This window comes from Pseudomonas syringae pv. tagetis (assembly GCF_022557255.1).
Lineage (GTDB): Bacteria > Pseudomonadota > Gammaproteobacteria > Pseudomonadales > Pseudomonadaceae > Aquipseudomonas > Aquipseudomonas caricapapayae.
On sequence record NZ_CP092923.1, the window covers coordinates 5296595 to 5321875 of the forward strand.

Below are 25281 nucleotides of genomic sequence, written 5' to 3' on the forward strand. Positions count from 1 at the left end.
TTTACTCTCCGATGATTGCTGCCATTTCTTTTATCGTAATTGTCGACTTGTAATCTTCATTTATAATGCCTAAGTCATGAAGTCGATCAATCGCTTCAACCCGTGCTACCTCCTGCACCTTGTCGAATGAGGTACATTGCCAAAGCGCTATTCGTTTTAGCCATTCTCGACCTACTTTGACATGCATCAGCTCATCGGCATTGGTAAAATCGAGAGCATTAGCGGAGAGCTCGTCTCCCGACGCCTTTGCCTCGAGCGCAAAACGACGCAGGCTAGCGACTTGCTGAAGCTCTCCGAAAATGTTTATCTGGGCAAATGCTGTATAGGGTTGCATGGTTGTTCGCACATCGATACCAATCGTGCTGCAAGGAACGCAGAAAGGATCATAACCAACGCCGCTCAACCACTGATGGCCCATTTCAGAGTGACGTGCCTCGTCGGAAACCAACCGAGCCAGAAAAAGTTCGAACTCAAAGTTGCTACCTCGTAAATCGAATAGCACATTGGCAAATGTTTCGATGGCGTCAAGCTCGTCCCGTTGCGTGCGAAATGTATCCATGAATTTCATCTTTCTCTGGCTCTTCGCGGATTCCAAGCTAGGAAGATCTTCTGTTGAATAGTGTCGGCTGTTTGCAAACACTTTAAGCCTAGGGTCGCGCTGCGCCTTACGTTGGCGTACCGTTGACACGCCTTCAGTCTCCGCATCCTTCGATTGGGGGCCATCGCGCAACTCGCAAATTATCAAGTCTCTAATTTGCGAGGAAAACTTTTTAATCCAAGCGAAAGATGCACCGTTGTCTGCATAACGACATGAACCTTGAAACCATGTGCGCGCGTCGTCGAGAAAGCTGTTCGTTTCTGTCAACAAGCGGCGGGATGGCATGTCAAGAATAGGATCGCTAAAGCTAAGGTATTCGCTGATCTTGCACTGAATTAGCTGAAAATAGCCGAGATAGATTACACTGACAAACACCAGATCTGAATCTGCTTCAAGGGTAGCAGTGCACGAAGCAAAACCAGAGATATCCTGCCAGTCTTCAATCTTGGACTTCTCGACCCTAAGCTCGGTTAATCTTGTACGAATTTTATCAACCGCCAAGGAGCAACTATAAAGATGATGAGCCGTTTCAATTTCCAACTCGTAGGAACGAATTGCCACTAGCGAGCCGGCAATAATATGACTAGCTCGCCTGAGTAGCGTTAAAATATTAAGGAGATTTTCCGTAGCTTGAGCGACGCTGTATTCAGCATGCATACAACGTCCGGATTTCTCGAAGGCAATCTGAAAAGATTCAGAAGATAACTCCGCGAGCATCTCATTTATAGTTATTGCGTTAACTTCGTGACGCACATTATATGATTTCACAAGACACCTCTCTTATTGATTCTACGAGTCGTCCGGCGAGACACATTGCAGCATTCCGTGATTCCAGTCCGACCGAGATCCTAATGTATAAGGGTGCATCGGGCTGGTTCAGTTGACTCCCCTCGTAACAACGAATTGAAGTTCTCCTCCAGCCGAAGCCAGAGCGAATATCAACACTCCCTCCTCGGCGTAGGCTGAAATCCCTCCAGCTATTGACCACCGCACGATGGCGCTCAACTAACTCGGGCGCGAAATTATCTCGGTCGGCACTCGACCTGAGCGCTAAGAAAATCAGACAACCATTAATGTCTGACTCATGGGAGGAGTCATCAAGATAATCACGGCCTAAAACTCGAAATAGTGAGAGCGACGACTTCACCTGAGCTAACTCATTTGCAAACAATCGCACGTTTCTCCTGTGAATCTCCATTCGGTAACCTACGCAAGCTATATCTGAATGACGGATAAAATTGAACGCTCGCTCCTGTAGATTTTGACCTGAAAACCTAGCGATCTTGCGACAGACATTGATGTTTGAGGCCTGACCAAAAATCAACCCAGCGCTAATGCTATTAGTCACAAACTTTGAAAGACTTGCCAAGTAAATCACGTCGCCAGGGTATTTTAGTGAAATAGCCTCACTAGGAAAACCAACAATAGTTTGATCGCAAATCATAATCGGCACGTTCGCGCCGAAGTCCACTTGAGAGAAATCAGGAAGTAACGCTGGTGTCGGGCAGTTTGTCGCAACTTCCACCATTAATAACTTTGGCGATAAGTCTTTTAACGCATCTTCAAAGGCCGATATATTCAAGAAGTCAATGCTATGAACCTGACAGCCGGTCACACCTGAAAAGTGCTCCAGCACCTCATTGGTTTCAAAGTAGGAGCTTTTACCTACTAGCACGTGATCTGAAGACTTCAATCCAATAGCGCTCATGGCCACTGATATAGCCGACATCCCGCTATTGAGTAGGAGGGCAGATTGCACATTTAATTCATCTGCGAAAGTTGATTCGAGGCGCCGTCGCGAACCATGCTCGTATATGTCCCAGATAGTATTTTCGCTTTTACCGCACTCTTGGTCCCGGACGTCTTGCCAGTATTCCGCCATGGAGGAATAACAAGTCGCAATGGTTGCCTGCGCATTTAGGGCATTGGCATAGGCAGCTGCAGCTTTTTCGTACTCTGCCCAAAGCATTTCCTCGTCAGAAAGATCGACGACAGTGGCTTGCCTTTGTTCACCCCAATATTTATCGTAAATGCTGCGCATGTGCTCATTCAATGCGAGCATTAATGATGAGTTCTGCGCGCGGCATACACGGGGTTCTCGTAGCTCTGCAATCATCAGACGATAAAGTTCCGACAAATAAGTTATGCTAATATCCTTGCTCATGCATACATCCGGCGATTAGTTAACGAATGGAAGGGTCGCCCAATTTGGCACGAATCTCGTTCTTAATTTTTTTGTAGTCCATCTCACCGACCAGTGGATCGAAATCATAAGGAAATACTTTATTCAAATGGCTATAGTGCACCACTACTGCCTCGACATTTTCTACTTCTAATTTCTTGAATATATCAGCGCTAATATACCCCGCCACATGGAGTGGAATATTTTTGCTGGCGGCAATCTTGATGCAATGCCTCAACAAAGTCATGACCGAACCCGGAACTTCATCAGCTGACAATCTATCTCGGGCAACGCCCAAACAAAGGCTACGCAAGTCGTTCAGTCCTACAACAAATAATTGGGCAGAAGTAAATTCTGCTAGATCAAGTGCCATTGCGGGCGTTTCGATCATTGCACCTATTTTGTTGGGAAATCCTAACTCTCGTATGCGCGCGGCAAGCGCTTCGAACTGAGCGACCGATGTGACATAAGAAATAATCACATGTACATTAGGATTCTGTTTTGCGCATTCGATCAGCATAGTCACTTCAAGGTCGAACGTTTGCGGTATCTCCAAGGCCCGCCCTGCTCCGCGAAGCCCCATCATCGGACTCTTTTCGTATAGCGCGATATCGCATCCTTCAAAAGTATTCACTTCACTGCTTTCCATATCGATAATTCGATACCAAATCTCTTTATCTTTTGTATGCTCACCCAGAGCAGAAATGTAGCTTCGAATTTTTTCTCGCACCCTTTGACAAGTAATATAATCACCAAATAATCGACACAGGTATTCTCCACGAATAAGCCCAATGCCTGCCATCTGTGAAATAACGTGCTGATCGACTAATTCGCCGTTCAATCCTAAATAGCGCTCAGTCATTTACTCGCAACCATGACCGTGTGTGAAAGAGGAATGCCTGGGACTTGAGAGGATCGCTCAACGACGTCTACGCGGCTGAACCCGAACTCGTAAAAAATTACAGTCCATTCCTCTTCGCGTAAATGCGCACCCGGCGAACCGAGGCTTGTTTGATTTAGGCATGTATTGAAAAACAGATCAACAAAGACCTGGTACTCGGCGTCGTATACCTCGTCAATGCAGTTCTCAATGATTACTAACTTTTTTTGCGTCTTATCTGCGGCTGCGCGAATTAAGTCTCGCGGGAACAGCTCATGATGCAGTACAGTGGACAGCACGATCGTATCGGGATCGAGACCTTCGAGGCTAGCGTCCGCTGAGCCAAAAGGGAGAATTCTATTAAACCAAGGCCGCCATGGGTTGAGCACGTCCTTCTGGCGCTCCACCAAATATGTTGGTTGCCCTGTCCTCTTTTCTAACTCGATCGCCAATGCGCCATCACCACAAAGCAGATCCATCGTCACCCCTTCTACGTAAGGAGCAATCAGTCTGGCGAGATACGTAGAGCGAGCATTATTCAGGACCTCGTTCCAACTATCACGTAGCCCGGTTTTATGAAGTTCTTCGCGAAGGTGCGACAACGCAACTTGCGGAGATTGCGCAAAGCGGAAAAAAAACTCGTTCTCGACTCTGTTCAGAACACAGTCAGGAGCGCCCAAGGTTTTCAATATGGGAAAAAACCGCTCGCTAATTTTCGCCTCTAGACTTGAACAGACACTTTTCCTGAGACAATTATCCATCGAGTTCACCTATCATACTTTGGGCTAAGGAAACTCCTTTGAGCAGCTTTTTTTCGACAAAAACTTTCAAGCTTTCAGATGAAACGTCTTCAGGTATCTGTACAGACAAGTAGAACGCTAGAAACTCCGGAACGTCCATTGCTCTCAACTTGGGCAAACGCCATTTCCATCTGTCACAGCTAGCTTTGCCGAGAAAAATCTGTGCATCTGCCAAACTGTTCAGGAAATAACATAATTTTAAGTACGCACTTTCGTTGTCATTAGCCTTTAGGCTTCGTTTAGTACCCTTAACAAAGTCCTCGCTCTCCATGAGATGAAAGAGAGCATTCCATGAGAAGAATGCGTCCTCATCAAAACGAGCTTTTATCGAGACGAAACCCGACTCATTAAAAAAGGGCTCGCCGATTCTGAATCGGTGTAAGATCTCAACGGCCTTGTCGCGAGGCACATGGCCTAATGAGCGATAATTCTCATGAAGAGATTGACGGTTGATTGGCTTGAGGCAATCCAGAGAGTCAAACAGCTTTAGTAAATTATCCTTATCATGGAATTCAACATCAAATGACACACCCTCGACGCTGATGTATTGAATGCCAAAATTATAATTATACTGGTCATTTTTCCTTTCACTATCAAAATCCGCAGCTCGTCGCCTCAGTGAATCTGCAGTTGTTAATATATAGATATCAAAGTCGGAATCCTGGTCACCGAGCCCGTCGAATAGAGATCCGCTGGCATAACCAATATCATCCGGCGCCAATTCGAGCACTTGGCTCAATTGCTCGATAGCATGTTTTATTTTTGGATTTTGAAAAAGTTCATGGATCATGCTGAACTTCCTTCTCTGGGCTTATTCAAGCCTGTGGCCGATTTCATCAGGCTCAGTTGTTGGCGATTTTTCTCGGACACGTCTTTCCCCTTTCCCGCCCGATGTAGCGTTCCAAAAAAACCGGCCCAATCGCTCTCGGAAAACGAACCGAAGGCATCAATGGCGTTCGATTGGCAAGCGGAGGCTTCATATAGGCGGGCATCCACCGGCACGCATTGAATTAGCGGAGTATGAGTGCGAAAAATTATAGGCTCATTCTCTTTACGCAGCTTTATGACGGTAATAAGCGGGCCATGCCACTTTTCACTTTCGATGACTCCCTCTATAACCTCATACGTGTTTTTTTGGAGGTGGTTTATCGGACCTCTTATTTGCAACGCAATATTCTTTGGGCTCCTCACTGAATAACCCAGCCAGATCTGAATGCAGCGTTCTTCTGGTAACGCTGTTAAAAATGGAGGCGAAGCGCCTTGATGTTCAGGCACTCTGGAATCAACAAGATCAGCCATGCCGGGAAGTTGCGCACTTTCCAGGATATACCACTCAGCTAAAGCACCATAGCTCCAAAGAATTCTATCGTCCTTAAGAAGGACCGCAAAATCCATAGGGGGATAAAACAACCATCCTATTTTGGATGCCATTTTTACGGGACGGCAGTACCGCAGCGCTCTTGCACTAAGGGCATGCTCGGCGAATCCAGCCTTAAGAGGATCTGGGGCATCGGGATAAATCCTACAAAGATCAAATTGTGGCATTTCATCTCCCCGCAGGCGTTAAGATACAGGCAATGTGTCTCCCCTTCCGAAGAAAGGGAGACACCCCGATTTTATTTAACTTTGTCGGCAATGCCGCCGCCGCCACCTACGGAAACATAGCGCTTGTCCGCTACATCCGATGGTACGACGAGGTTAGTTACAACACTCTCGCCAAATGGGGTTTTGACGAGTTCATGGGCTTCAGCTTTCGCATTTTCAACACGGTTTCCAGCTGTATTCTCAGTCATGATTTTACTCCTGATTGTTACTTGATTTGGTTTCCGACAGGCATATTGCTTGCTGCCGATCTGAAATCTAGCCAAGTTAAAAGAGATGTCAAATAAAAATTTACTTGTGGAACACAACTGCTGATCTTGCTCACTCGCCTGGGTTTACAAGTTCTTGATTTTTGCTCTTTTTTTCAAGGTGACGGTATATATAGCGCCAGAGTGCCAGCACATGAAATTCCAGAGTGCTATTACTACTGACTTCAGAGTGCCAGTACGTATGATTTCAGATTGCTAGTACATTGCTAGTACATGTAATTTAGGACTGAATACATAAAAAATTTGACCACGATCTTTTCCTCGTCTACCTTTTTCAGCGAAGGAAGAGTGGGCCAATTGGGTTAGTTTTTATAACGGCCTGCGATGCACCTTTCAGATCGGTCAGATCAATTGTTGTGGCGCGCTTCGTAGGTATCTCAGGTATCAAGCACTACTTGGAGCAACGAACATGAGGTCTAGATGTGACTGCCCACGCACCTTCCATCAATGGCGGCATGACGCTCTTCTGCAGCCTCTAATGAGCTTTGCGACTGCCTTTGATGACACGGATACACTTCCAATGCATCCTATCATTCGAGAATTTCAAACTCGTCGGCTTGCAGCTGAACTCCGACCCCATCAGATGCTTTTTTCAAGGTCTTACCACTCAGAGCACTCTCCATCATCACGATCATCAATCTCACTCGAACGATCAGCCAGTTGGCTGGGGATGGATATAAATTATTGTGGATGTCATGTGCTTTAACCAGATTTCTTATCCCCCCGGTGTAAATATTTATTAAGTGAGCTTGAAATGTGCGCTCTGAGAACAGGCCTACTAGGTAAAGAGCAATTCGCTGCGATGAGTGTGTATGCATACCCGGGCTTACCAGGTATTTAGTATCCGGAAAGATAAGATATATGATTTCCCAGCAGGGGTTATACACTTATGAACAAAAAGAACCACCTCTACGTTTATGCTTTTTTTTCTCGTGCCAGTGGACAAATCATTGGCGCGTATTTCGTACTTTATCTCTCCCATGTCACGCAGAGTAGCCTGGTCATTTCACTGCTGCTGGCCCTGCCCATCTTGGTTCAGTTAATGGTGGGCAATCTGCTCGGCGCGCTGACAAAACGATTAGGCGCAGCACACACATGTAGTTCCGGAATGTTTTTCCATGCGTTGAGTTATTTGGTTCTGGTGTCGACACCCTCGCTTTTTCTGACGACTACAAGTCGCCTGTTGACTGGCGCCGGTAGCTCATTAGGCCGGACTGTAGATTTATTGATTACCAGCATCAGCCGTAATCTCGACTTGGCAGTAGAGATGTCCAAGTATAATGCAGCACGGTCTTTTGGTGCTTGCCTTGCACCAGTATTGGGTTCTGCAATCACTTTGGCGCTTCCCATAGAACCTCTTGGCTACCGTGTTATTTTTGCATGTTCTACTCTATTCTGTCTTGTTTCGCTATTTTTTTTGATCTCCTTCATTTCCGCGAACAGTTATCAGATTGCCCTAGATGCTGGGGAAAATAGTCATGAAGATGTTCGTAAATGGCGGCTTTACGAACGAATTTTCTTCAGTAATAGTTCCTTTTACCTGATTCTTGTGTTAATGCTTATAATTATTGTTAATGAAGGTTTTTATCGGACTTTTCCGTTATGGCTGAAGGATATACCTGGGTGGAAGGATGAGTATTTCGGCGCCTTTGGCGCAGCACGCGCGCTATTGAGTATAGGGTTTCTCTTCTGGATTTCGCCAGCGATTAACGCACGCTACAAGCAGTACCTCAACCAACTAAACATCGCCGCAATCGTGTTACTTCTACTAACGTTTTTCATGATGCAAGGCTCAAGCGTCGTTGTAATTACTATATCGATTACTCTAAACTCCCTTCTCTTTGCTTTCGTAACCAACAACCTTTACTCGTCGTTTCTGACCTCAATTCCCAGCAGTGGGCGTGGGCCTGTGTTCTCAACCTATCTAAGCCTAAGCATGCTTGCCCAAGCGCTAGGCCCGTTTTTTGTCAGCGGGCTTGTGCCCGATAAAAGTCTGATTCCCTTGGTCTCCTCTCTGATCACGATGTTGACATTGATCTGTTCGTTCAGATTAATGTATGTACGGAAGTCGGAGGATGATTATGGACGGTAATCTTAGCTCGATGCTCGTTCGTCACCTTGAGTGCACCCCTAAGGCGGACCTTCTGATCAGATCGTCGCCATTGACAGGAAAAACCGAAGCCGTAGATGCAGCGCGTAACTGGGCTACTTCAAATCCACAAATCGACGTGGTTAGCCTGTCGGCACACCATAAATCATTTGCCCTGATACACAGCCAAATACGGCGCACTGCTGAGCGCCTCAAAAAACGACATACAATTTTCGTGATCGATGACGTTCATTTGCTGAACGCGAGTCAGCTTGGACGCATATCGCTGATTTCTAAAAAGGCTTTTCATGTCAGCATCATCGGGCTCGGCCTGCCCATCGAGCCTCTTACCGATATTTCTAGATCTTGCATCCTTTTCGATTTGATTAATGAGTATAGGTCATCGTGCGGATTAATGACTCAACAAAGGCTGCCCTCACTCGATCAGTTAGCTCTACGTCATACACACTATATGGCTCGCCAGCTGGAAATGACTCATTGTGGAGAGCATGGTCTGACTCCGGTCGATCGAGTTTTGCAGGTCTTGCCCGAGGCGAAACATGTCCGAGAATGTATCGCCAGAGGACTGGGTGCGCCTTGCGAGATATTGGAGCGTTGGCTGGGTAGCCTTAATCATTACAACAATATCCGTGTGGCCGAGACCAATGCTTGTGGTCTGGCTCAGGTTTGGCGTTGGACAGTTTCTTTCGAGAGCGGGTCACCGAAAGTCACTGCCCATGTATTCGTTACTTACATCACATGTTCAATAGGAGAATGAGTCAATGCATCAGCAGACCGATGTGACAGGGATGACTATGTTGCGGGCATACATTGAGATGGAGCCCTTCAGTGGTTCACTTGCCGAGCCGGATGAGACTTACTTTCACCGCACACGTGTGGAAGGGGTACACGCACTTCTGACAGGCAACACCACAAGTGCCTCCGAACTGGCGGACAGTATTTGGGCTAGGCAGAAACAGGCGACGGAGTTATTGTCCCGCATCTCCGAAGAAAAGGGGCTGCCACTCATCTTGACCAAGGGCGCCTATTACACCCTTGGCGTACATCAAAATCATGTTATGGGCCGACGTGGAGACATTGACGTTTACATCGATCGAGAGCACTGGCCGGTTTGGCAGTCAGCTTTGGCTGAGTTCGGTTATGAAGAAAGTAAAATGGATACGCACACTGGCCAGTTAATCGCTCTGACCGACGCAGAACGCGCGATGGCGTACGCCCGAGACACTGTCCAAATTGCGAAAGTAGCGAAAGCGTTTTCGTTCACGCCGGACCAAGCACTTCTGAATTACAGGAATCAGCATACCAACGCATATATTCACCCGACGTTTGTAAGTCCGACTTACTCTAATATAATCGTGGCCATAAACTTTCACCACTCTTTAGTCGCCGGTCTACCCGCCCAACGTTTTTTCAGTGAGTCGAAGGTGCCGCACAGCAATCTCCATTGTTTAAGACCTGCCGATGCACTTTGGCATAGCATATTACTATACTATCTGGACATATCGTTGAAACTTTCTACCAAGCTCACCCCCCTATTTGATATCGCGAAACTAGCCAAAGAGTCGAATATCGACTGGGATGCTTTTCAGGCAATGATTAGGGAACTCGATATCTACAAACCATTCTTCTACACGATGGCCAGCATTAATCTGATATGTAGCACTCAAGTTTTTCCACAGTTCATAATACGCTCACTCGGCGACCAAGCTTCTCGCCGTTTCGATTATGGCTATCAAATCCATAAGTTGTTTTACGTTCCTGAATCCGAGCCGCAGTTTACGACTAGGACGTGACCTTGAATTATTCTGCGGTTCCTTTCGGAAAATCAGGTCCGGCTCGCGAGTCGCTCGTTCAACTTATAAAAGGCCGCGGCTTTTTCAATGTGCGCTGGTTTTTTGACCGGAGTTGCAGGGTCGTTATGCAATACATCGGCAACCGAGTCAGCACATCCTTTAGATAAGCGTACGGACCATTAGATTTCATGGTAAGTGTCTGCACAACACACCTTTGGGTTAGCATACGGGATGCTTCATCGTGTATCACCTAATCCAGCACCGTTTGAATAAGATTGCGAGGCGTCATGGCAGCACACCATTTTCCCTTTGCAGTTGCTTAGGCTCTGTCGCTTGGGACGTAAGCGTCCAGCAAAATACCTTCCCAACGCCTGCGTAGCGGACATGAGTGCATAGCTAAATAAAGGCGTCATCTGTCGACCGAAGGCGACTGGACTACCAATCGCCGAGGGTAGATTTTTCGCATATGCAGCTAGCGAAGCGCACGACATTCAAGATCCTTGAGGTCGGTATGATCTACCAACTGCTTGCGCATAGGCACGCATGCCAATTGGTGCTCGTAGGGAGAGTTGTAAATAGCTTGGGCGCTTGCGGTGAAGCCACAGCGCTGATAACAATTTTCAGCATTCAGCGTGGCTTCAAGGTGGATCTTAGCAACACCCGCCTTTCGTGCTAGATGCTCAAGATGAGTGACCATCTTTTTACCTATGCCTTGCCCCATGAACTTTGGTAACACGAAGACTGCCTCCAGCTCCCCGCTCTGGAGATTTAGAAGTCACGATATTTCCTGACTCTAACTTCCAATACTCTTCGCTATCGGTCTCGATTACATCCAAGACCTGCCCTTCAACCACGTCAATTAGAATAATACCTGATTGCTGAGACACAACGATAAATGAGGGCACATCAGCATCACTAGCCGGACCAAGCGTGGTGAGTTCATACCCCAAATATCCGGTATGATTCACGAGGGCCTTTTTTATTACATCTGCGACCTGAAAGTGGAATGGCCGGTTCTCAATCGCTAATGAGCCAGATAAGAAAGAGAATTTTTTCCATGATTTCCTACTCATCTCGAGATTTTCTGTTTGCCAGCAACGGCCACGAGAGGTTGTCGGCAGTTCGTAGTAGCCTACGTGGACTAAGCGTAGGACGATTTCATGCGTGATGATAGGCCTTTGAGGTCCAAAGGGGTCTTAGGACTAAGGAATCGATCGTAGAACACGCTTTGATGTCAGGTTGCTCTTATAGGCCACTGTGGCTGTGGCCATCGATGGTGATTGCTTCCTGACCACTCGCTAACTGAACAGCCCCAATGACTTGAATGAATCATCAAAACTATAGCTGTTCGACGCGACACACTCGGTACATCTACGGTACGCTGACCAGCTACTGCATATTTAGCTAAACTATGCTAGACACCACGTACGACAGGGCCTCCAGCTATGCCAACCTACGTTCAGCTACGAACGATTTCTCTAGGCATACCTGGCCGCCCGGCAACTCATAATCCTTTATTCCACAGTTCAAGCCCGTGTAACCCCACCACCGTTGAAAGCCCTCCACTGCGGGTGCTTTCGCGTTTCTAATCGATTCAATTTGCTGCTTATCCGGCATCTACAAAAGAACCTCGCAAACACACTCCCAAAGGCAGTCCATCGCCGAACACAAGACGAAACCTACCAACCCCACCATAAGCCCAACCCCCACAGCATCATCCCTCGTCATCGACCCTTTCAATCACCCGATCAAAACATCCGATTGGCCATCTTTCGAAACATTCCGTAACGTCACGGCCCGGTGCGACAGATGCGCGCACCGCTTGAGCTTTTAGTCCCCATGCTCAGCCCACGACCCCGCACGAGCCCACCATGTCTTTGAACACCCCGCAGCAAATCACTGAAATTGCCGTCGAAAGCGGCGTCAAGAAGGCCCACTTGAGCCTGTCATCGTTGATGATTCTGGGCTTTCTGGCAGGGGCTTTCATTGCCCTCGGGTTTCTTCTCGATATTCATGTCAGCACCATGATCCCCCACGAGTGGGCTTCGCTGGGCAATCTGCTTGGCGCTGTGGTGTTTCCGGTCGGGCTGATTCTGGTGGTGCTGGCTGGCGGCGAGTTGCTGACTGGCAACATGATGAGCCTGCCCATGGCGCTGTTCGCCGGGCGTATCGGCTTGGGTCAGTTGGTGCGCAACTGGCTGCTGGTGACGCTGGCCAACCTGATCGGCGCGCTGTTTGTCGCCTATTGTTTCGGCCATCTGGTGGGCCTGACTGAAGGCCCCTTCATGGCCAAGACCGTGGCCATCGCCAATGCCAAGGTGGGGGCCAGCTTCGAACAGGCCTTCATCTCAGGCATTGGTTGTAATTGGCTGGTATGCCTGGCGGTGTGGCTCAGCTACGCGAGCAAGGACGTGATCGGTAAAGTGGTCGGCATGTGGTTTCCGGTGATGGCCTTCGTTGCGATCGGCTTTCAGCACATCGTCGCCAACATGTTCGTCATACCTGCGGCGATCTTTGCCGGCGCGTTGAGCTGGGCGCAGTTCGGCGACAATTTCGTTCCGGTATTCTTGGGTAACGCGGTGGGCGGCGCGGTGTTCGTCGGTCTGGCCTATCATTTGGCCTTTTCCAATACGGCAACCCGAGCTGCTGAGCCGTCCAGGACCCGCGGCGCGCAAACAACGGAAGAATCTGACGTCACACAGGCTCTGCGGTGAAAAGCAATGATGACCGCAGAGCAAACCAGCAAGTTGAAGAGCAGAACTCACGTCACAAGAAAATAGTTGAGTGGCTCGACAAGACTACCTTTTGAAATGAAACGGGCTCGTCGCATGCCAGCCTGCGCTTACTGAAGCCCCCCGCTTCACACACTGTCCATAAAACCGATCCATGCGGCCAGTAGCAATAAAATCGCCAGGACCCGATTCATCCGTTGCACTCGCCAAGGCGATGTGAGCCAGCGTGTAGAGGCCGAGCCCATCAGCGCCCAGACGCCGATGCAGGGCAACGAAATCAGAAAGAACACCAGCGCCAGGTACGGCACCGGGTTGCGCTGGCTGAACACACTGACTACCGCCAGCGCCATGACCCAGGTTTTGGGATTTACTACTTGCAGTGCTGCGCCGCCGATAAAGCCCATGGGCAGGCTCTTTTGCCGCTCTATTGAGTCGGTCGGGCTGACACCTATCTTCCAGGCCAGCCAGGTCAACCACAGCACGCCGATCCACGCCATGACGCGCTGGGCATTGGGGATCTCGAGTAATGAGTGGCCGACACCCATGCCGACGAGCAACACCAACAGTGCAGCGCCGGTGCAGGCTCCCAGAATCAACGACACGACGGCGCGCCAGCCAAAGCGGGCACTGTTGCTTAATACCAGGATATTAGTGGGGCCAGGAGTGATCGAGGCGACGAAGGCGAACAGAATGAAAGGCAGCATGATCGGCAATCCAGGGCTGAAAAAGCCCATACTGCGACACGCACAGGGATCAGTCTGGAAGGTTTGAGCAGCGCAAGCGATAGGCCGCCGGGCTCAGCCCATAGGCGCGCATGAACCAGCGGCCCAAATGGCTTTGGTCAGCGAAGCCCAGATCGCTGGCTACCTGAGCTGGCCAGCTCCCGGCTGCCAGCATTCGTCGGGCCTTGGCCAGGCGCAGCTGTACCAGATAGGCATGAGGCGGTAGGCCGAAGGCGGCCTTGAACGCCCGCGTCAGGCGAAAGCGGTCGACGCCACAGACAACTGCCAATTCGCTCAAGCCCACGTCCTGATGCAGATGCGCGTGCAGATAATCCCGCGCCCGCAAGGCTACCTGCGGCAAGCGCGGATCGTGATCGTTCATACGTCGCCATTGCACCCGATCAATGAGCTGCGCCAGTAATTCATCCAACGCGCTTTGACGAACGATGCGTAGCTCTTTTTGGTGCAGCGCCGTGAAAGCGAACGTGACCGCGTCAGCCAGCCGTGATTCGGTTTGCAGGGTGTTGGCGAACGAAGGCAGATGCTTGTCGGGAGCCTGTTCGGACAACCCACTGAGTTCACGGCTTAGCCAATGCGGGTCCAGGTACAGCATCTGATAGGTGAACCTATCGGCGCACGGGGCATCGCCATCATGGATTTCCCCTGGCTCCAGCGTGAGCACCTGCCCGGGCGTACTGGCATGGCGCTGACGGCGGCAATTGAACTGCTGCACACCTTGCCGGGTAACGCCCACCAGATAACTGTCATGCCAATGGGGATCATAGGCATGCCCCTGAAAGTGCGCGTGCAAGGTCTCGATGCCTGTATCAAGGTCGCGAGCGAGGTCTATCCAGTGGCTGGACGGCATAAAACACCTGAATCGATGAAAGCGATTGGTTATCGCTGACGTCAGGGGGCGAGTCTAGAACATTCGTGCATGTCGCCAAACACTCACACCGCTCGGTAGATCCATAAAGACTCAAGGTCCCGACCCTGACTAGCCCCGTGCATGCAAAGCCATCACGCCAACCAATCCCTCCCCCAATCCGACCTCGACCTTCACCCCTCCAGACACTTCATCTGCCCCCATTCCCCAAGCCCTACCCCGTGCAATTTCAGACACGCTTCGCGCTCACACCATGCCCTTGCAAAAGCAACCGGACGCATCGACCCCGGCACGCGCGCTAATCCAGCAGCAACATCCGCCCCCAGATAATCCTGCGCAACAGCATGCCAGTCCGGCATATCCTGAACCCGCATCACATCAACCCCCACTGCTCCGCGAAGGTTGACGGCAGCCAGAGACAATCCGGCTTCGTGACTGATGGAAAACCCGGGTTCCGGGAGCCCGTCGATCATTAACCGCGGTGCAGTGCCTGGCGTGCTGATGAACGTGATTGCGCCCGGCAGCAACCCGAGCCATTGGCTCAGGGCTTTGCACACGCACGCTCTGATGCGATCTCTGGCCTCGGTTCTGCCAGTGCCAGCGGTAATCGTGCAACTGATCAACAGTACGCCGTCATGCGGTAAAGGCTTTGGGGGAGCAAGCTGGCCATCTTCGTCGAATGCCCAGCTAGCCCCTGCGCTCATCCCTTGTCAGGTGCCGCCGGACAACCGGCCCAGCGACTATAGGCGGGAATGTGTTCGCCCTTCATCACCAGCGTCAGTGCGCCGAGGTGTGCGTCATTGCCGACTACGGCGCTGTAGAGCACGGCGCTGCGCGGCCCCATGTACACGCGTTCGCCGATGGTCACGTGGTCGATTTTCATCACTCGGTCTTCGAACAGGTGTGTTTGCGGACAGGCACCGGCGTTCAGTTCGCTGTCCGCGCCGATGCTGACGCAATCGAATTCAGTGATGTCGGTTGTGTCCATGTAAACCCCTCGACCGATCTTGCAGCCGAGCAGGTTGAAGGCCAGCGGTAACCACGGAGTACCGCGCAGGTAGCGCATGAAGTTTGGCGCGGCCATGCCTTCATAGAGGCTGGTGATGCCTTCCGAGAGCCACACGAAAGGTGTCCACATCGGGTCTGCACGTTTGCGATAACGGCCCATCACCAGCCACTTCAAGGCCGCGATCAGCAGAAAGTTACCCACGCTGTACGCCAGACCGATCATGGCAAGGTAGACCAGCACGGCACCCCAGCGCTCTTGGTCGGCGAGTGGCATCAGGTCAAGCATCACGGTGTAACCGACGGCGATCACCACGGCGTGCGGGGTGACGATGCGCACACCTTCTACCAGACCTCGGGCCAGGCGACGCAGAGGTGATGGCTTGAATGTCAGGGATTCGGGAGCACCGCTCACCTGCTCGCGGGCAGGCAGGTGTATCGGCGGCGAGCCCAGCCAGGTATCACCATCGGCCATCCTGGTGTTGGGCGGCGCGCAGGAGCGCACACCGATCAGGACGTTTTCAGGCAGTACCGCACCGTCTGAAATGTAACCGCCATTACCGACAAAGCTGCGATGGGAGACAACGGTGGGGCGCATGGTCATCCAGCCGCCATCGATGTGCTCATCACCCAGCATCACTGCATCGGCGATAAAGGTTTCATCGCCCAGGGTCAGCATGTCGGGGATGACACCCTGGGCGCTGGAAATCTCGGCATCACGCCCTACTTTTGCGCCCAGCAGTCGATACCAGAAGGGCGAGTAGACCGTAGCGTAGATGCCGGACAGCACATTGAGGCTGGCCTCCTGGATCTGACTGATCAGCCACTTGGCGCAGTAGGTAGTGCTGTGTACCGCATAGCGGCCGGGTTCGAGGCGTGGGAAGACAATCCAGCGCAACGCCGCAGACGCCAGAACAGTCGCGACAATCAGCACCGCGCTGGCCGGGAACGCGAGTATGAAATAGCGAGCAAGCTGCCCTACCGCGCCACTGCCCTGGAACCATGGCAACACCTGCCGGGTGTCGAACCAGTCGATCAGGAAAAAGGTCGGGAAGACCGGAATGAAGAACAGCGTCGCGACCAGCAGAATACCGAAGGCGAAGAACAGTTTTTCTGCACGCGGGCGCGCAGGGCTTGTCAGGGGCCTCGCAGGCTGGGCAAGTGTGTCAAACGCGCCGGTATCATGCGCTGGCGAGCCCTGCCAGATACGCCCTGCGGGAACCTCCCGACCATCGGCCAGGGCCGATTGTGCTTCCAGATGCCCCCACGGGCCTATTGCGGTATTGCCTTCCATGATCACGTAAGAACCCACACAGGCATTGTCCTGCAAGGCGATACGTCCCAGATGCAACTGGCCACGCTCGACACGTGCGTTCTCGAAGATGACGCCGTTGCCGACGCTGACCCCGTCACCGATCTCCAGCAGGTCGTGGGCACGCACTGAGGCCCCGCCGATAATCACCTCCTGCCCGATCTTTGCGCCCAGCGCTCGCAACCACACGGGATAGAGCGAAGAACCGCTCAGCAGGTAGGTGGGTGCCGACTCGACCATGCGGTCGGCAGCCCACCAGCGAAAGTAGGTGACGCCCCACAATGGATATATTCCAGGCTTCAGACGTCCCGCGATCAGCCATTTGCCCGCCAGTGCGATAAAAAACTGTAGAACGGTGGCAATCAGAAACACCGAGATCGACGCAAGCGTCGCCAATGCTACAGAGTCGTCAGGCGAGCCGGTCAGCAGGTGATACGTAAAGAACGGTGCAAGCCACTGAGTCATTCGCAGGCTGACCATGACCGGCAATGCCAGCGCCTGAACCACACCGCAGCGCCAGCGACGCCACGCTGACGGAGGCGTCCAGTCCACCGGGGCAGCCATTTCCTGCGGTGCCTGATCGAGCACATCGGCAATCGCGCCGATACGCCGCTGCTGGTAAATGTCGCTCACTGTGATTTGAGCAAAGCGAGGGTTGGCACGCAGGGCCGTGGCCAAACGTGCCGCAAAGAAGGAATGCCCACCCAGATCGGTGAAAAAGTCCGCATCACGGCGGACCGGGATACCAGGAAAGAGCGTGGTCAACGCCGCAAACAATGCAACCTCACCTTCAGTTTCAGGCACAGCGGACTCTGCGTCGGCTGCCTTGGCATTGACCGTCAACGCGCGGGCCTTGAGCGCTTTGCGGTCGATCTTGCCGGACGTGAGACGCGGCATGCTATCGAGCAGCTCGAAGTGTCCCGGCACCATGTACGGCGGCAACTGCGCCTGCAATACCTTGCGCAACTGGCTCGTGAATGTGGAAGGCATCGACGTGTCGCACACCAGGTACGCAATCAACTGATCAACACCATGCTCATTGCGCAACAGGACGGCGGCGGTGCCTACGCCGGGCTGTTGCGCCAACAGCGCTTCGATCTCGCCCAGTTCGACACGAAAGCCACGAATTTTTACCTGATCGTCGGCTCGTCCGAGGCATTGCACCTGCCCTTCATCGTCGATCCGGGCAAGGTCGCCGGTGCGGTACAGGCGCGCGTCGTGGTAGCCGGTCGACCAGGGATTGGGCAGAAATTTCTCTTCAGTCAGGTCTGGCCGCCCCAGATAGCCTTCAGCCAGACCGGGGCCGATGATGCACAGTTCGCCGACTTCGCCATGGGGCAGCAGGCTGGGTGCCAAGGTGCTGCCGACCGCCGGGTCGCTGGCGATGACCAACAGCCCGTAATTGGGTAACGGCGTACCGATCGAGACCGCACGACCACGCGACAACCGCGCCAGACTCGCCGACACGGTGGCTTCGGTAGGCCCGTATGTGTTGAACATTTGCCGGTTCGGCGTTGCCCAGCGTTCGACCAGCGATTCAGGACACATTTCGCCGCCCAGATTGATCAGGCGCAGGCTTGGCACGTCTTCGCTGAACAGCGCCAGCAAGGTGGGCACCGCATGCAACACGCTGATGCGCTGCTCGTTCAGCAGGCGCGGCAGGGTTTCGGGATCGCCACTGGTTTCCTTCGGGCCTATCCACAGCGTCGCGCCCACCAGATAGGCAATCCAGATTTCCTCGAACGACATATCGAACGCCACGGAAAAGCCCTGGTAAACCCGGTCGCTGGACCGGACACCCAGTATCGCGTTTTCGCTGCGCAGAAAATGACAGATGCTGCGCTGGGAAATCAGAATGCCCTTGGGCTTGCCGGTTGAACCCGAGGTATAGATCACATAGGCAGGATGATCGGGCAGTACCCCTCTGCGCCGCACCAACGTTACATCGGTCTGCGCCAGCAATTGTTCGGCAGTCCACACCGTCAGCCCGGTATCGGCCAATACCGGGCTCAGCGCATTGCAGGACACCAGCCCTATTGCGCTGGCATCTTCCAGACAGACCTGCAGGCGTTCCACCGGCGTATCCTGATCCAGAGGCAACCAGGCGGCCCCCGCCTTGGCGATACCGGCCTGCATCACCAGAAGCTCAATACCGCGCGGCAACCACAGACCGACAATGTGCCCCGGCCGCACGCCTGCCTTGATCAACGCAGACGCCACCTGATCGGCCTGCCCATTCAGTTCCCCATAACTGATCCGGCGCTCGCCGAAGATCAACGCCACTTGCTGCGGATCTCGCTGGGCGCTGGCTTCCAGCAGATCGGCCAGCACTTCCTCACGCAAAAGTTCAGGTTGAACAGGTCCGTAAATCACGTCCGCCAATTGATCGTTCTGGCAGGTCTGCAGCAGGTTCAGGTTATTCATGGCAGCAGGTATTAGCTCGTCTGAAGGAGGTGCCTGAGTTTTTTGGTGAATAGCCGGTCCGTCAGCGAATGGCCTGCACGTTGTGGACGTCAGGTGTCGGAAATGTGTCTGCTTTGATACATTTCGGCCGGAACACTGCAGCTCTCATCAGGGCGAAAGAACAGGCTGGCAAGGCGAATATGGCAAACGCCGGCTGTACGAATCTTGAACAACAAAACGAAGGTGGCGGATGGCCCACAGGGTCTGATGTGTCGACCCTGCGGCTCACTGAGGAAGGCACAGCTTGCTGAAATGGATTACTGCACTGCAGACAGATACGGGCGCGGGGCTACAGCAGACGCCACAAGGTCTCACGCGTCTCAGGGTTGAAAGACTGCGACTGGCGCTGGATGACACTTATCAACCCATCGCCGATACGATCCGTCGGCATCGGGTAAAAGCCCTGTTGCCGAAACCATGGGCCATTCCACCGTGGTTCGCGAAACGTCGTCAGGCTTATCGCTTTCCGCTGAAGGGAATGCGCATACGCCTCGACAGAAGACAGCAGGATTTTTCCAACACCCTGGCCTGAAACACCCGGCTCGACCGAGATATTGTCCAGGTACACGTCATCATCCAGCGGACGCATGGCGGCGAAACCGATGACCTCTTTGCTGTGCCTGTCGACGGCAACCATAACCCGACAGGCTTCGAATCTGTCCGCGCCCAGCGGAGGGCTTTCGGCGACATGGGCAAGAGAGGCAATGGAGGTGTACCGGTGACGAGCCCGCACAGAAAGACGCTGCAACTGATCCAGATCGTTGTCTTGCGACAGCCGAAGGTAAAATTCCATCTGTTTTTCTCCCTTGCTGCTCGACATGCAGGTAAGGACGGCAGCAGACATCAAGTGGTGCAGCCGTCCCTGTGCTGTTCAGATCAGCAGGGCCTCAGCGCCCGGCCGAAGAACAGCTATTTGCCATAGCGGCCGATGAAGAGAGCCGCCCGCTTGGTCACCACGGGCAAGGAAGCCAGATCGATGGTCTCATTCTCGCTGTGAGCCCCCTGCCCCCAGGCACCAAGACCGTCCAGGCTCGCCGTAACATATTTGTTCACATAGGAAATGTCAGCACCGCCTCGTTCTGCAGACGGAGCCGACTCCAGCGCAGGTCCATCAAGGTCCTGGCTGATCTTGCTGTAGGCCTGGAGAAGTTCACGATTGCTTTCGCGATCAGCCATGACCGGCATGATTGCCTTGATCTTCAAATCGCTGTGGGTCTGTGGCAACGAGTGGCTGGCTATTTCCTGCAGGCGTGCTTCGGCGGAACTGCGCTGTTCTTCACTGCTGAAGCGCAAATCGCCGTGCACGGACGCTATTCTGGCAATTGTGGTTTTTCTTCCGGAAGCAGTGCCCTGGCCGCTGGCCACATCTTCCTGAGCGGTGGCGCCTCCCAGAATCAGCCCGGGGTTGATCGTCAGGCCCTGCTCGCCGGAGAGTTTCGAGCGAATCTCGTCAAGCACTCGCGCCGACTCGTACACCGCCCCGAAACCGCTCTCTGGCTGAAAAATAGTCGCTGAGTGTTTGTCTATGCCGGTACTGGTCAAAAACCATTCGCTCAATCCCCTGCGCTCAGTGATCAATTGATTGGGTGACAAGGCGAATTCGAACCCCAGCGCTACATCACTTCTTTTCGCTTCGGCAATCAGCCATTCCCTGGATATCTCGGTCGGCTTGGCCGCAAGCTCCTCGTCGCCAACCAGCACCACAGAGATATTCATGTCCTGCAATGAGCCGCTGTGCTTGAGCGCCTGCAAGGCGTACAGCAGGGTCACCAGACCGCCCTTGTCGTCAATCACTCCGGGACCTTTGGCTTTTTTGCCGCCATCGATCAAGGTAAATTCCTGAAACTTGCTGGTGACTGGAAACACTGTGTCCAGATGGCCGATCAACAGAATCCGTTTCGCAGACTTGTTGCCGTCGTGCACGGCGACAAGGCTGCCGGCGTGATTCATTCCTGCCGGCAGCTCGTGCCAGCGGGTGTCGAAGCCCAATGCCTCGAACTCAGGCTTCAATAGATCGCCGACCTTGACGACACCTTCGACGTTATCCGTGCCACTGTTGATGTTCACCAGCTTCTCGAGCAGCGCGACCTGCTCGGCGCTGTGAGTGTCGACGTACGAAGTAATGCTCTGTTCATCAAGCATCGTGCCCGCCAATGCGCCATGGCAGAAAAACAGCGTCGAGAGCAGGGAAATACTTTTTTTCATGACAGATAAACTCCGCTTGGCCATTAATGATTACCGGGCCATTGCGCCTGGAATCCTCATCAGATTGCCCACAAGGAGCCATGCTGTGCCGTCATAAGTGTCGGCAAGGCTGTTACGGTTCCATTGCACCGGCAAGTGAACCACTGTGAAGGCAGACGAGCGGTCATTGAGCGCGGCAGGCGGCCAACTTTCGCAGCCTGACAGGATCGAGCAGGCAATGGACATCCGAAGGGGGCCGGCAACATACCCCACCCATCTGATGCGGAAATGTGGCTTACTGAGACCGGCCATCATCCAATCAGGGAATCTCTTCCCTACCCTCGCGGTCTCTTAACGCATGACGAATTCGCGCTCTGCTTTCATACCCTACTGGCTTCGCCCTGTTCTGCGTCCCTTGCTGGACCCGTATCGCCGTTATCGGCATGCGCGGCTGATCCACGCGGCGCGGATTGCGGTGGGTTTGCTGGTGACCATTCTGTTGACCACGGGCCTCAATCTGCCGCATGGCGAATGGGCGTCGGTGACAATGCTGATCGTCATCGGCGGCTTGCAGCATCACGGCAATATCGGCAAGAAGTCGGTCGAGCGCGCTTATGGAACATTGATCGGGGCCGGTCTTGGCCTGATTGTGGTAGTCCAGCAGGGCTATCTGGAAATGCCGCTGCTGACCTACGCAATGATGTCGGTGATGTGCGGTTTTTTTGCTTATCACGCTATCGGCAAAGGGGGTTACACCGCGCTGCTGTCGGCGATCACTCTGTTCATCGTGGCCGGTCATGGCTACAACCCGATCAGTGACGGGCTGTGGCGCACTGTCGATATTCTGATCGGCATCGCGCTGGCGCTGGCCTTCTCCTTCGCACTGCCGCTGTATGCCGTGTTCTCCTGGCGTTACAACCTGGCCAGTGGCCTGCGTGACTGCGCCAAAGTGTACGGACGCATTGTGCAAGGCCAGCCGGTAACGGCTGATGAGCACCTCAAGCTGACTGCGCGGCTCAACGCCACGATGCTGCAATTGCGCTCGCTGCTGCCGTCGGTTTCCAAGGAAGTGAAGATGTCCATGGTCGAGCTGGACGCCATCCAGGGCCATTTCCGCATGTGCCTGAGCACCCTGGAAATTCTTGCCAATATCCGCCCTGCCGACCTGGACAAGGTGGCGGGCGAGTCGTTGAAGGCTTCGCTGGATGGCGATTACCGGCAGATCCGTCGCCAGTTGATCGGCATGGCTCGTGCGCTGCAAACCGGCGCAACCGAGCGCCTGATCCGCACATCGGACAGCGCGCCCGCCCAGCCGGTCATTCCAGCCGAACTGATGGGCTATCACTTGATGACTCAGCAGCTGGCACAGAACCTGGACGGGCTGCAGGCCCGCCTGGCCAAGACCGCCAAACGCTGGAAGTTTTAAGGAACTGCCGTGCCCGATACCCGCCCTCCCGTCCTGGACGAAATTGATCGCCAGCTGATTGCCGCGCTGCAAATCAACGCACGCGAAAGCGTTGCCATGCTGGCCCGCCAGCTGGGCATCGCCCGCACCACCGTCACCTCGCGTCTGGCACGTCTTGAAAGCAGCAAGGTGATTACCGGCTATGGCGTGCGTCTCGGCCAGCGCGTGGTCAGTGGCGGGCTGCAAGCGTATGTCGGCATTACTGTCCAGCCACGCTCAGGCAAGGAAGTGCTGCGCCGGCTCAGTGCCATGGCGCAGGTGCAGCAGTTGTGCGCGGTCAGTGGCGAGTTTGATTATGTCGCGTGGCTACGCACCGATTCCCCCGAACAACTGGATCAGTTGCTGGACCTGATTGGCAGCGTGGATGGTGTAGAGAAGACCACCACGTCAATCATCCTCAGCAGCAAGATCGACCGCGGGCAGCCGGTATAAACGAGCGACATCTGGCCGACGCAACACACATCGACCAGAAGACTCGTCACTTAGCATTAACAAACAGCATATCGACGACACTTTGCGTCTTATTAACGTGCCTGCGCTTCTCTAGACTGTTGTTTTTCGCCGTTGCCCCTCAAGGTCAGTCATGAAGAACAACCGTCACCCCGCCAATGGCAAAAAGCCGATCACCCTGTTTGGCCCCGACTTCCCCTTTGCTTTCGATGACTGGATCGAACACCCGAAAGGTCTGGGCAGCATTCCTGCCGAGCATCACGGCGCGGAAGTGGCGATTGTCGGTGCCGGTATCGCCGGGCTCGTGGCAGCCTACGAACTGATGAAGATGGGCCTTAGGCCGGTGGTGTACGAAGCCTCGAAGATGGGCGGCCGGTTGCGCTCGCAAGAGTTTGAAGGTGCCAAAGGCATCGTCGCCGAGCTGGGCGGCATGCGCTTTCCGGTGTCATCGAGTGCGTTTTTTCATTACGTCGACAAACTGGGCCTTGAGTCCAGACCCTTTCCCAATCCGCTCACCGCAGCGTCCGGCAGCACGGTCATCGATCTGGAAGGCACCACTTATTACGCGCAGATGCTTTCCGATCTGCCGGCATTGTTTCAGGAAGTTGCCGACGCCTGGGCCGACGCACTGGAAAGTGGCTCACAGTTCAGCGACATCCAGCAGGCCATCCGCGACCGCGATGTGCCACGCCTCAAAGAACTCTGGAACAGGCTGGTGCCGCTGTGGGACGACCGCACCTTCTATGACTTCGTCGCGACGTCCAAGGCCTTTGCCAAACTGTCCTTCTATCACCGTGAGGTGTTTGGCCAGGTGGGCTTCGGCACCGGCGGCTGGGATTCCGACTTTCCCAACTCGATGCTGGAAATCTTTCGTGTAGTGATGACCAACTGCGACGAGCACCAGCACCTGATCGTCGGCGGCGTGCAGCAAGTGCCGGTGGGTTTGTGGAGCCATGTGCCCGAGCGTTGCGCCCACTGGCCCAAGGGCACCAGCCTGTCGTCCTTGCACCGTGGAGCGCCGCGTCCTGGTGTGAAGCGCATTGCACGTGCCGAGGATGGCAGTTTTACCGTTACTGACAACTGGGGCGATACCCGGCAATACGCCGCCGTGCTGACCACCTGTCAGAGCTGGCTGCTGACGACCCAGATCGAGTGCGAAGAGTCGCTGTTCTCGCAAAAGATGTGGATGGCCCTGGATCGCACCCGCTACATGCAGTCTTCAAAAACCTTCGTGATGGTCGACCGCCCATTCTGGAAAGACAAGGATCCTGAAACCGGTCGCGACCTGATGAGCATGACCCTCACCGACCGTCTGACCCGTGGTACGTACCTGTTCGATAATGGCGACGACAAGCCAGGCGTGATCTGCCTGTCTTACTCGTGGATGAGCGACGCGCTGAAGATGTTGCCGCAGCCTGTCGAGAAGCGTGTGAAGCTGGCGCTCGACGCATTGAAGAAGATCTATCCGAAAGTCGACATCGCAGCACGAATCATCGGCGACCCGATCACCGTTTCATGGGAAGCCGATCCGCACTTCCTGGGCGCCTTCAAGGGTGCGCTGCCGGGCCATTACCGTTATAACCAGCGCATGTATGCACACTTCATGCAGCAGGATATGCCCAGTGAACAACGCGGCATGTTCATCGCAGGCGACGATGTGTCCTGGACCCCGGCCTGGGTTGAAGGCGCTGTGCAGACGTCACTGAATGCCGTGTGGGGCATCATGAACCACTTCGGCGGCAAGACTCACGCCGAGAACCCGGGACCGGGTGACGTATTCCATGAAATCGGCCCGATTTCACTGGCCGACTGACAGAAGGAAAACACC

19 protein-coding genes and 2 pseudogenes are annotated in these 25281 nt (G+C 53.5%); 7 read left to right on the forward strand and 14 right to left on the reverse strand.

Annotated features, from left to right (window positions below):
- Position 1: 1 nt before the first annotated feature.
- The 7 genes from MME58_RS23760 to MME58_RS23790 all read right to left on the reverse strand — a co-directional run bounded on the left by MME58_RS23760 (position 2) and on the right by MME58_RS23790 (position 6253).
- Entirely contained in the window at positions 2-1366 is a 1365-nt protein-coding gene (locus MME58_RS23760; protein ID WP_147479837.1) for a hypothetical protein, read from the reverse strand.
- Positions 1353-2762 (reverse strand): PLP-dependent transferase, encoded by a 1410-nt coding sequence (locus tag MME58_RS23765; RefSeq protein ID WP_055006129.1) that lies wholly within the window; start codon positions 2760-2762, stop codon positions 1353-1355. The genes MME58_RS23760 and MME58_RS23765 overlap by 14 nt, the downstream gene beginning before the upstream one ends.
- Positions 2763-2781: 19 nt before the next feature.
- On the reverse strand, positions 2782-3642 hold the full coding sequence (locus MME58_RS23770; protein WP_055006130.1) for a putative PEP-binding protein: 861 nt from the start codon (positions 3640-3642) through the stop codon (positions 2782-2784).
- A complete protein-coding gene (locus MME58_RS23775) occupies positions 3639-4421 on the reverse strand; it encodes a hypothetical protein (RefSeq protein WP_055006131.1) in 783 nt (260 codons plus the stop codon). Before MME58_RS23775 ends, MME58_RS23770 begins: the two co-directional genes overlap by 4 nt.
- Positions 4414-5250, reverse strand: coding sequence for a hypothetical protein (locus MME58_RS23780; RefSeq protein WP_055006132.1), 837 nt, complete (start codon positions 5248-5250; stop codon positions 4414-4416). The genes MME58_RS23775 and MME58_RS23780 overlap by 8 nt, the downstream gene beginning before the upstream one ends.
- Entirely contained in the window at positions 5247-6005 is a 759-nt protein-coding gene (locus MME58_RS23785; RefSeq protein ID WP_147479836.1) for a hypothetical protein, read from the reverse strand. The genes MME58_RS23780 and MME58_RS23785 overlap by 4 nt, the downstream gene beginning before the upstream one ends.
- Positions 6006-6076: 71 nt before the next feature.
- Entirely contained in the window at positions 6077-6253 is a 177-nt protein-coding gene (locus MME58_RS23790) for a hypothetical protein (RefSeq protein WP_158506061.1), read from the reverse strand.
- 967 nt (positions 6254-7220) lie between these two features.
- On the opposite strand from MME58_RS23790, the gene MME58_RS23795 reads away from it, so the two are divergent.
- From MME58_RS23795 to MME58_RS23805, 3 genes are read left to right on the forward strand one after another with little or no spacing between them, the layout of a single operon-like run.
- Positions 7221-8423 carry an MFS transporter gene (locus tag MME58_RS23795; RefSeq protein ID WP_055006136.1) on the forward strand — a complete coding sequence of 401 codons (1203 nt, stop codon included), beginning with the start codon at positions 7221-7223 and terminating at the stop codon, positions 8421-8423.
- Positions 8413-9198, forward strand: coding sequence for a CAP domain-containing protein (locus tag MME58_RS23800; RefSeq protein ID WP_158506062.1), 786 nt, complete (start codon positions 8413-8415; stop codon positions 9196-9198). Before MME58_RS23795 ends, MME58_RS23800 begins: the two co-directional genes overlap by 11 nt.
- Before the next feature lie 4 nt (positions 9199-9202).
- Positions 9203-10234, forward strand: coding sequence for a nucleotidyltransferase family protein (locus tag MME58_RS23805; RefSeq protein ID WP_055006138.1), 1032 nt, complete (start codon positions 9203-9205; stop codon positions 10232-10234).
- Positions 10235-10706: 472 nt separating this feature from the next.
- Here MME58_RS23805 and MME58_RS23810 read toward each other — a convergent pair.
- A pseudogene (locus tag MME58_RS23810) lies at positions 10707-10994 on the reverse strand (GNAT family N-acetyltransferase); the annotation flags it as partial.
- A gap of 1111 nt (positions 10995-12105) precedes the next feature.
- On the opposite strand from MME58_RS23810, the gene MME58_RS23815 reads away from it, so the two are divergent.
- Complete coding sequence (locus tag MME58_RS23815; protein ID WP_054988188.1) at positions 12106-12948, forward strand: formate/nitrite transporter family protein; 843 nt, start codon at positions 12106-12108, stop codon at positions 12946-12948.
- A 146-nt stretch (positions 12949-13094) separates the two neighbouring features.
- On the opposite strand, the gene MME58_RS23820 is transcribed toward MME58_RS23815, so the two are convergent.
- The 6 genes and pseudogenes from MME58_RS23820 to MME58_RS23845 form a co-directional block, all read right to left on the reverse strand.
- The gene (locus MME58_RS23820) at positions 13095-13670 is read right to left on the reverse strand and encodes a LysE family translocator (RefSeq protein ID WP_054988189.1); all 576 of its coding nucleotides are present in this window, start codon (positions 13668-13670) and stop codon (positions 13095-13097) included.
- A 49-nt stretch (positions 13671-13719) separates the two neighbouring features.
- Positions 13720-14556, reverse strand: a complete 837-nt coding sequence (locus MME58_RS23825; protein ID WP_055006139.1) for an AraC family transcriptional regulator — start codon at positions 14554-14556, stop codon at positions 13720-13722.
- A 129-nt stretch (positions 14557-14685) separates the two neighbouring features.
- Positions 14686-15278: pseudogene (locus MME58_RS23830) on the reverse strand (4'-phosphopantetheinyl transferase family protein).
- A complete protein-coding gene (locus tag MME58_RS23835) occupies positions 15275-19315 on the reverse strand; it encodes a Pls/PosA family non-ribosomal peptide synthetase (RefSeq protein ID WP_055004707.1) in 4041 nt (1346 codons plus the stop codon). The pseudogene MME58_RS23830 and the gene MME58_RS23835 overlap by 4 nt, the downstream one beginning before the upstream one ends.
- Positions 19316-19643: 328 nt before the next feature.
- Complete coding sequence (locus MME58_RS23840) at positions 19644-20147, reverse strand: GNAT family N-acetyltransferase (protein ID WP_055004706.1); 504 nt, start codon at positions 20145-20147, stop codon at positions 19644-19646.
- Between the two features lie 116 nt (positions 20148-20263).
- Positions 20264-21559, reverse strand: coding sequence for a M20 family metallopeptidase (locus MME58_RS23845; RefSeq protein ID WP_055004705.1), 1296 nt, complete (start codon positions 21557-21559; stop codon positions 20264-20266).
- A gap of 337 nt (positions 21560-21896) precedes the next feature.
- Between MME58_RS23845 and MME58_RS23850 the strand changes: the two genes are divergently transcribed.
- The 3 genes from MME58_RS23850 to MME58_RS23860 all read left to right on the forward strand — a co-directional run bounded on the left by MME58_RS23850 (position 21897) and on the right by MME58_RS23860 (position 25266).
- A complete protein-coding gene (locus tag MME58_RS23850) occupies positions 21897-22964 on the forward strand; it encodes an FUSC family protein (protein ID WP_055004703.1) in 1068 nt (355 codons plus the stop codon).
- Positions 22965-22973: 9 nt separating this feature from the next.
- Entirely contained in the window at positions 22974-23435 is a 462-nt protein-coding gene (locus tag MME58_RS23855; RefSeq protein ID WP_002555556.1) for an Lrp/AsnC family transcriptional regulator, read from the forward strand.
- A 151-nt stretch (positions 23436-23586) separates the two neighbouring features.
- Positions 23587-25266, forward strand: a complete 1680-nt coding sequence (locus MME58_RS23860; RefSeq protein ID WP_122239048.1) for a flavin monoamine oxidase family protein — start codon at positions 23587-23589, stop codon at positions 25264-25266.
- Positions 25267-25281 lie beyond the last annotated feature (15 nt).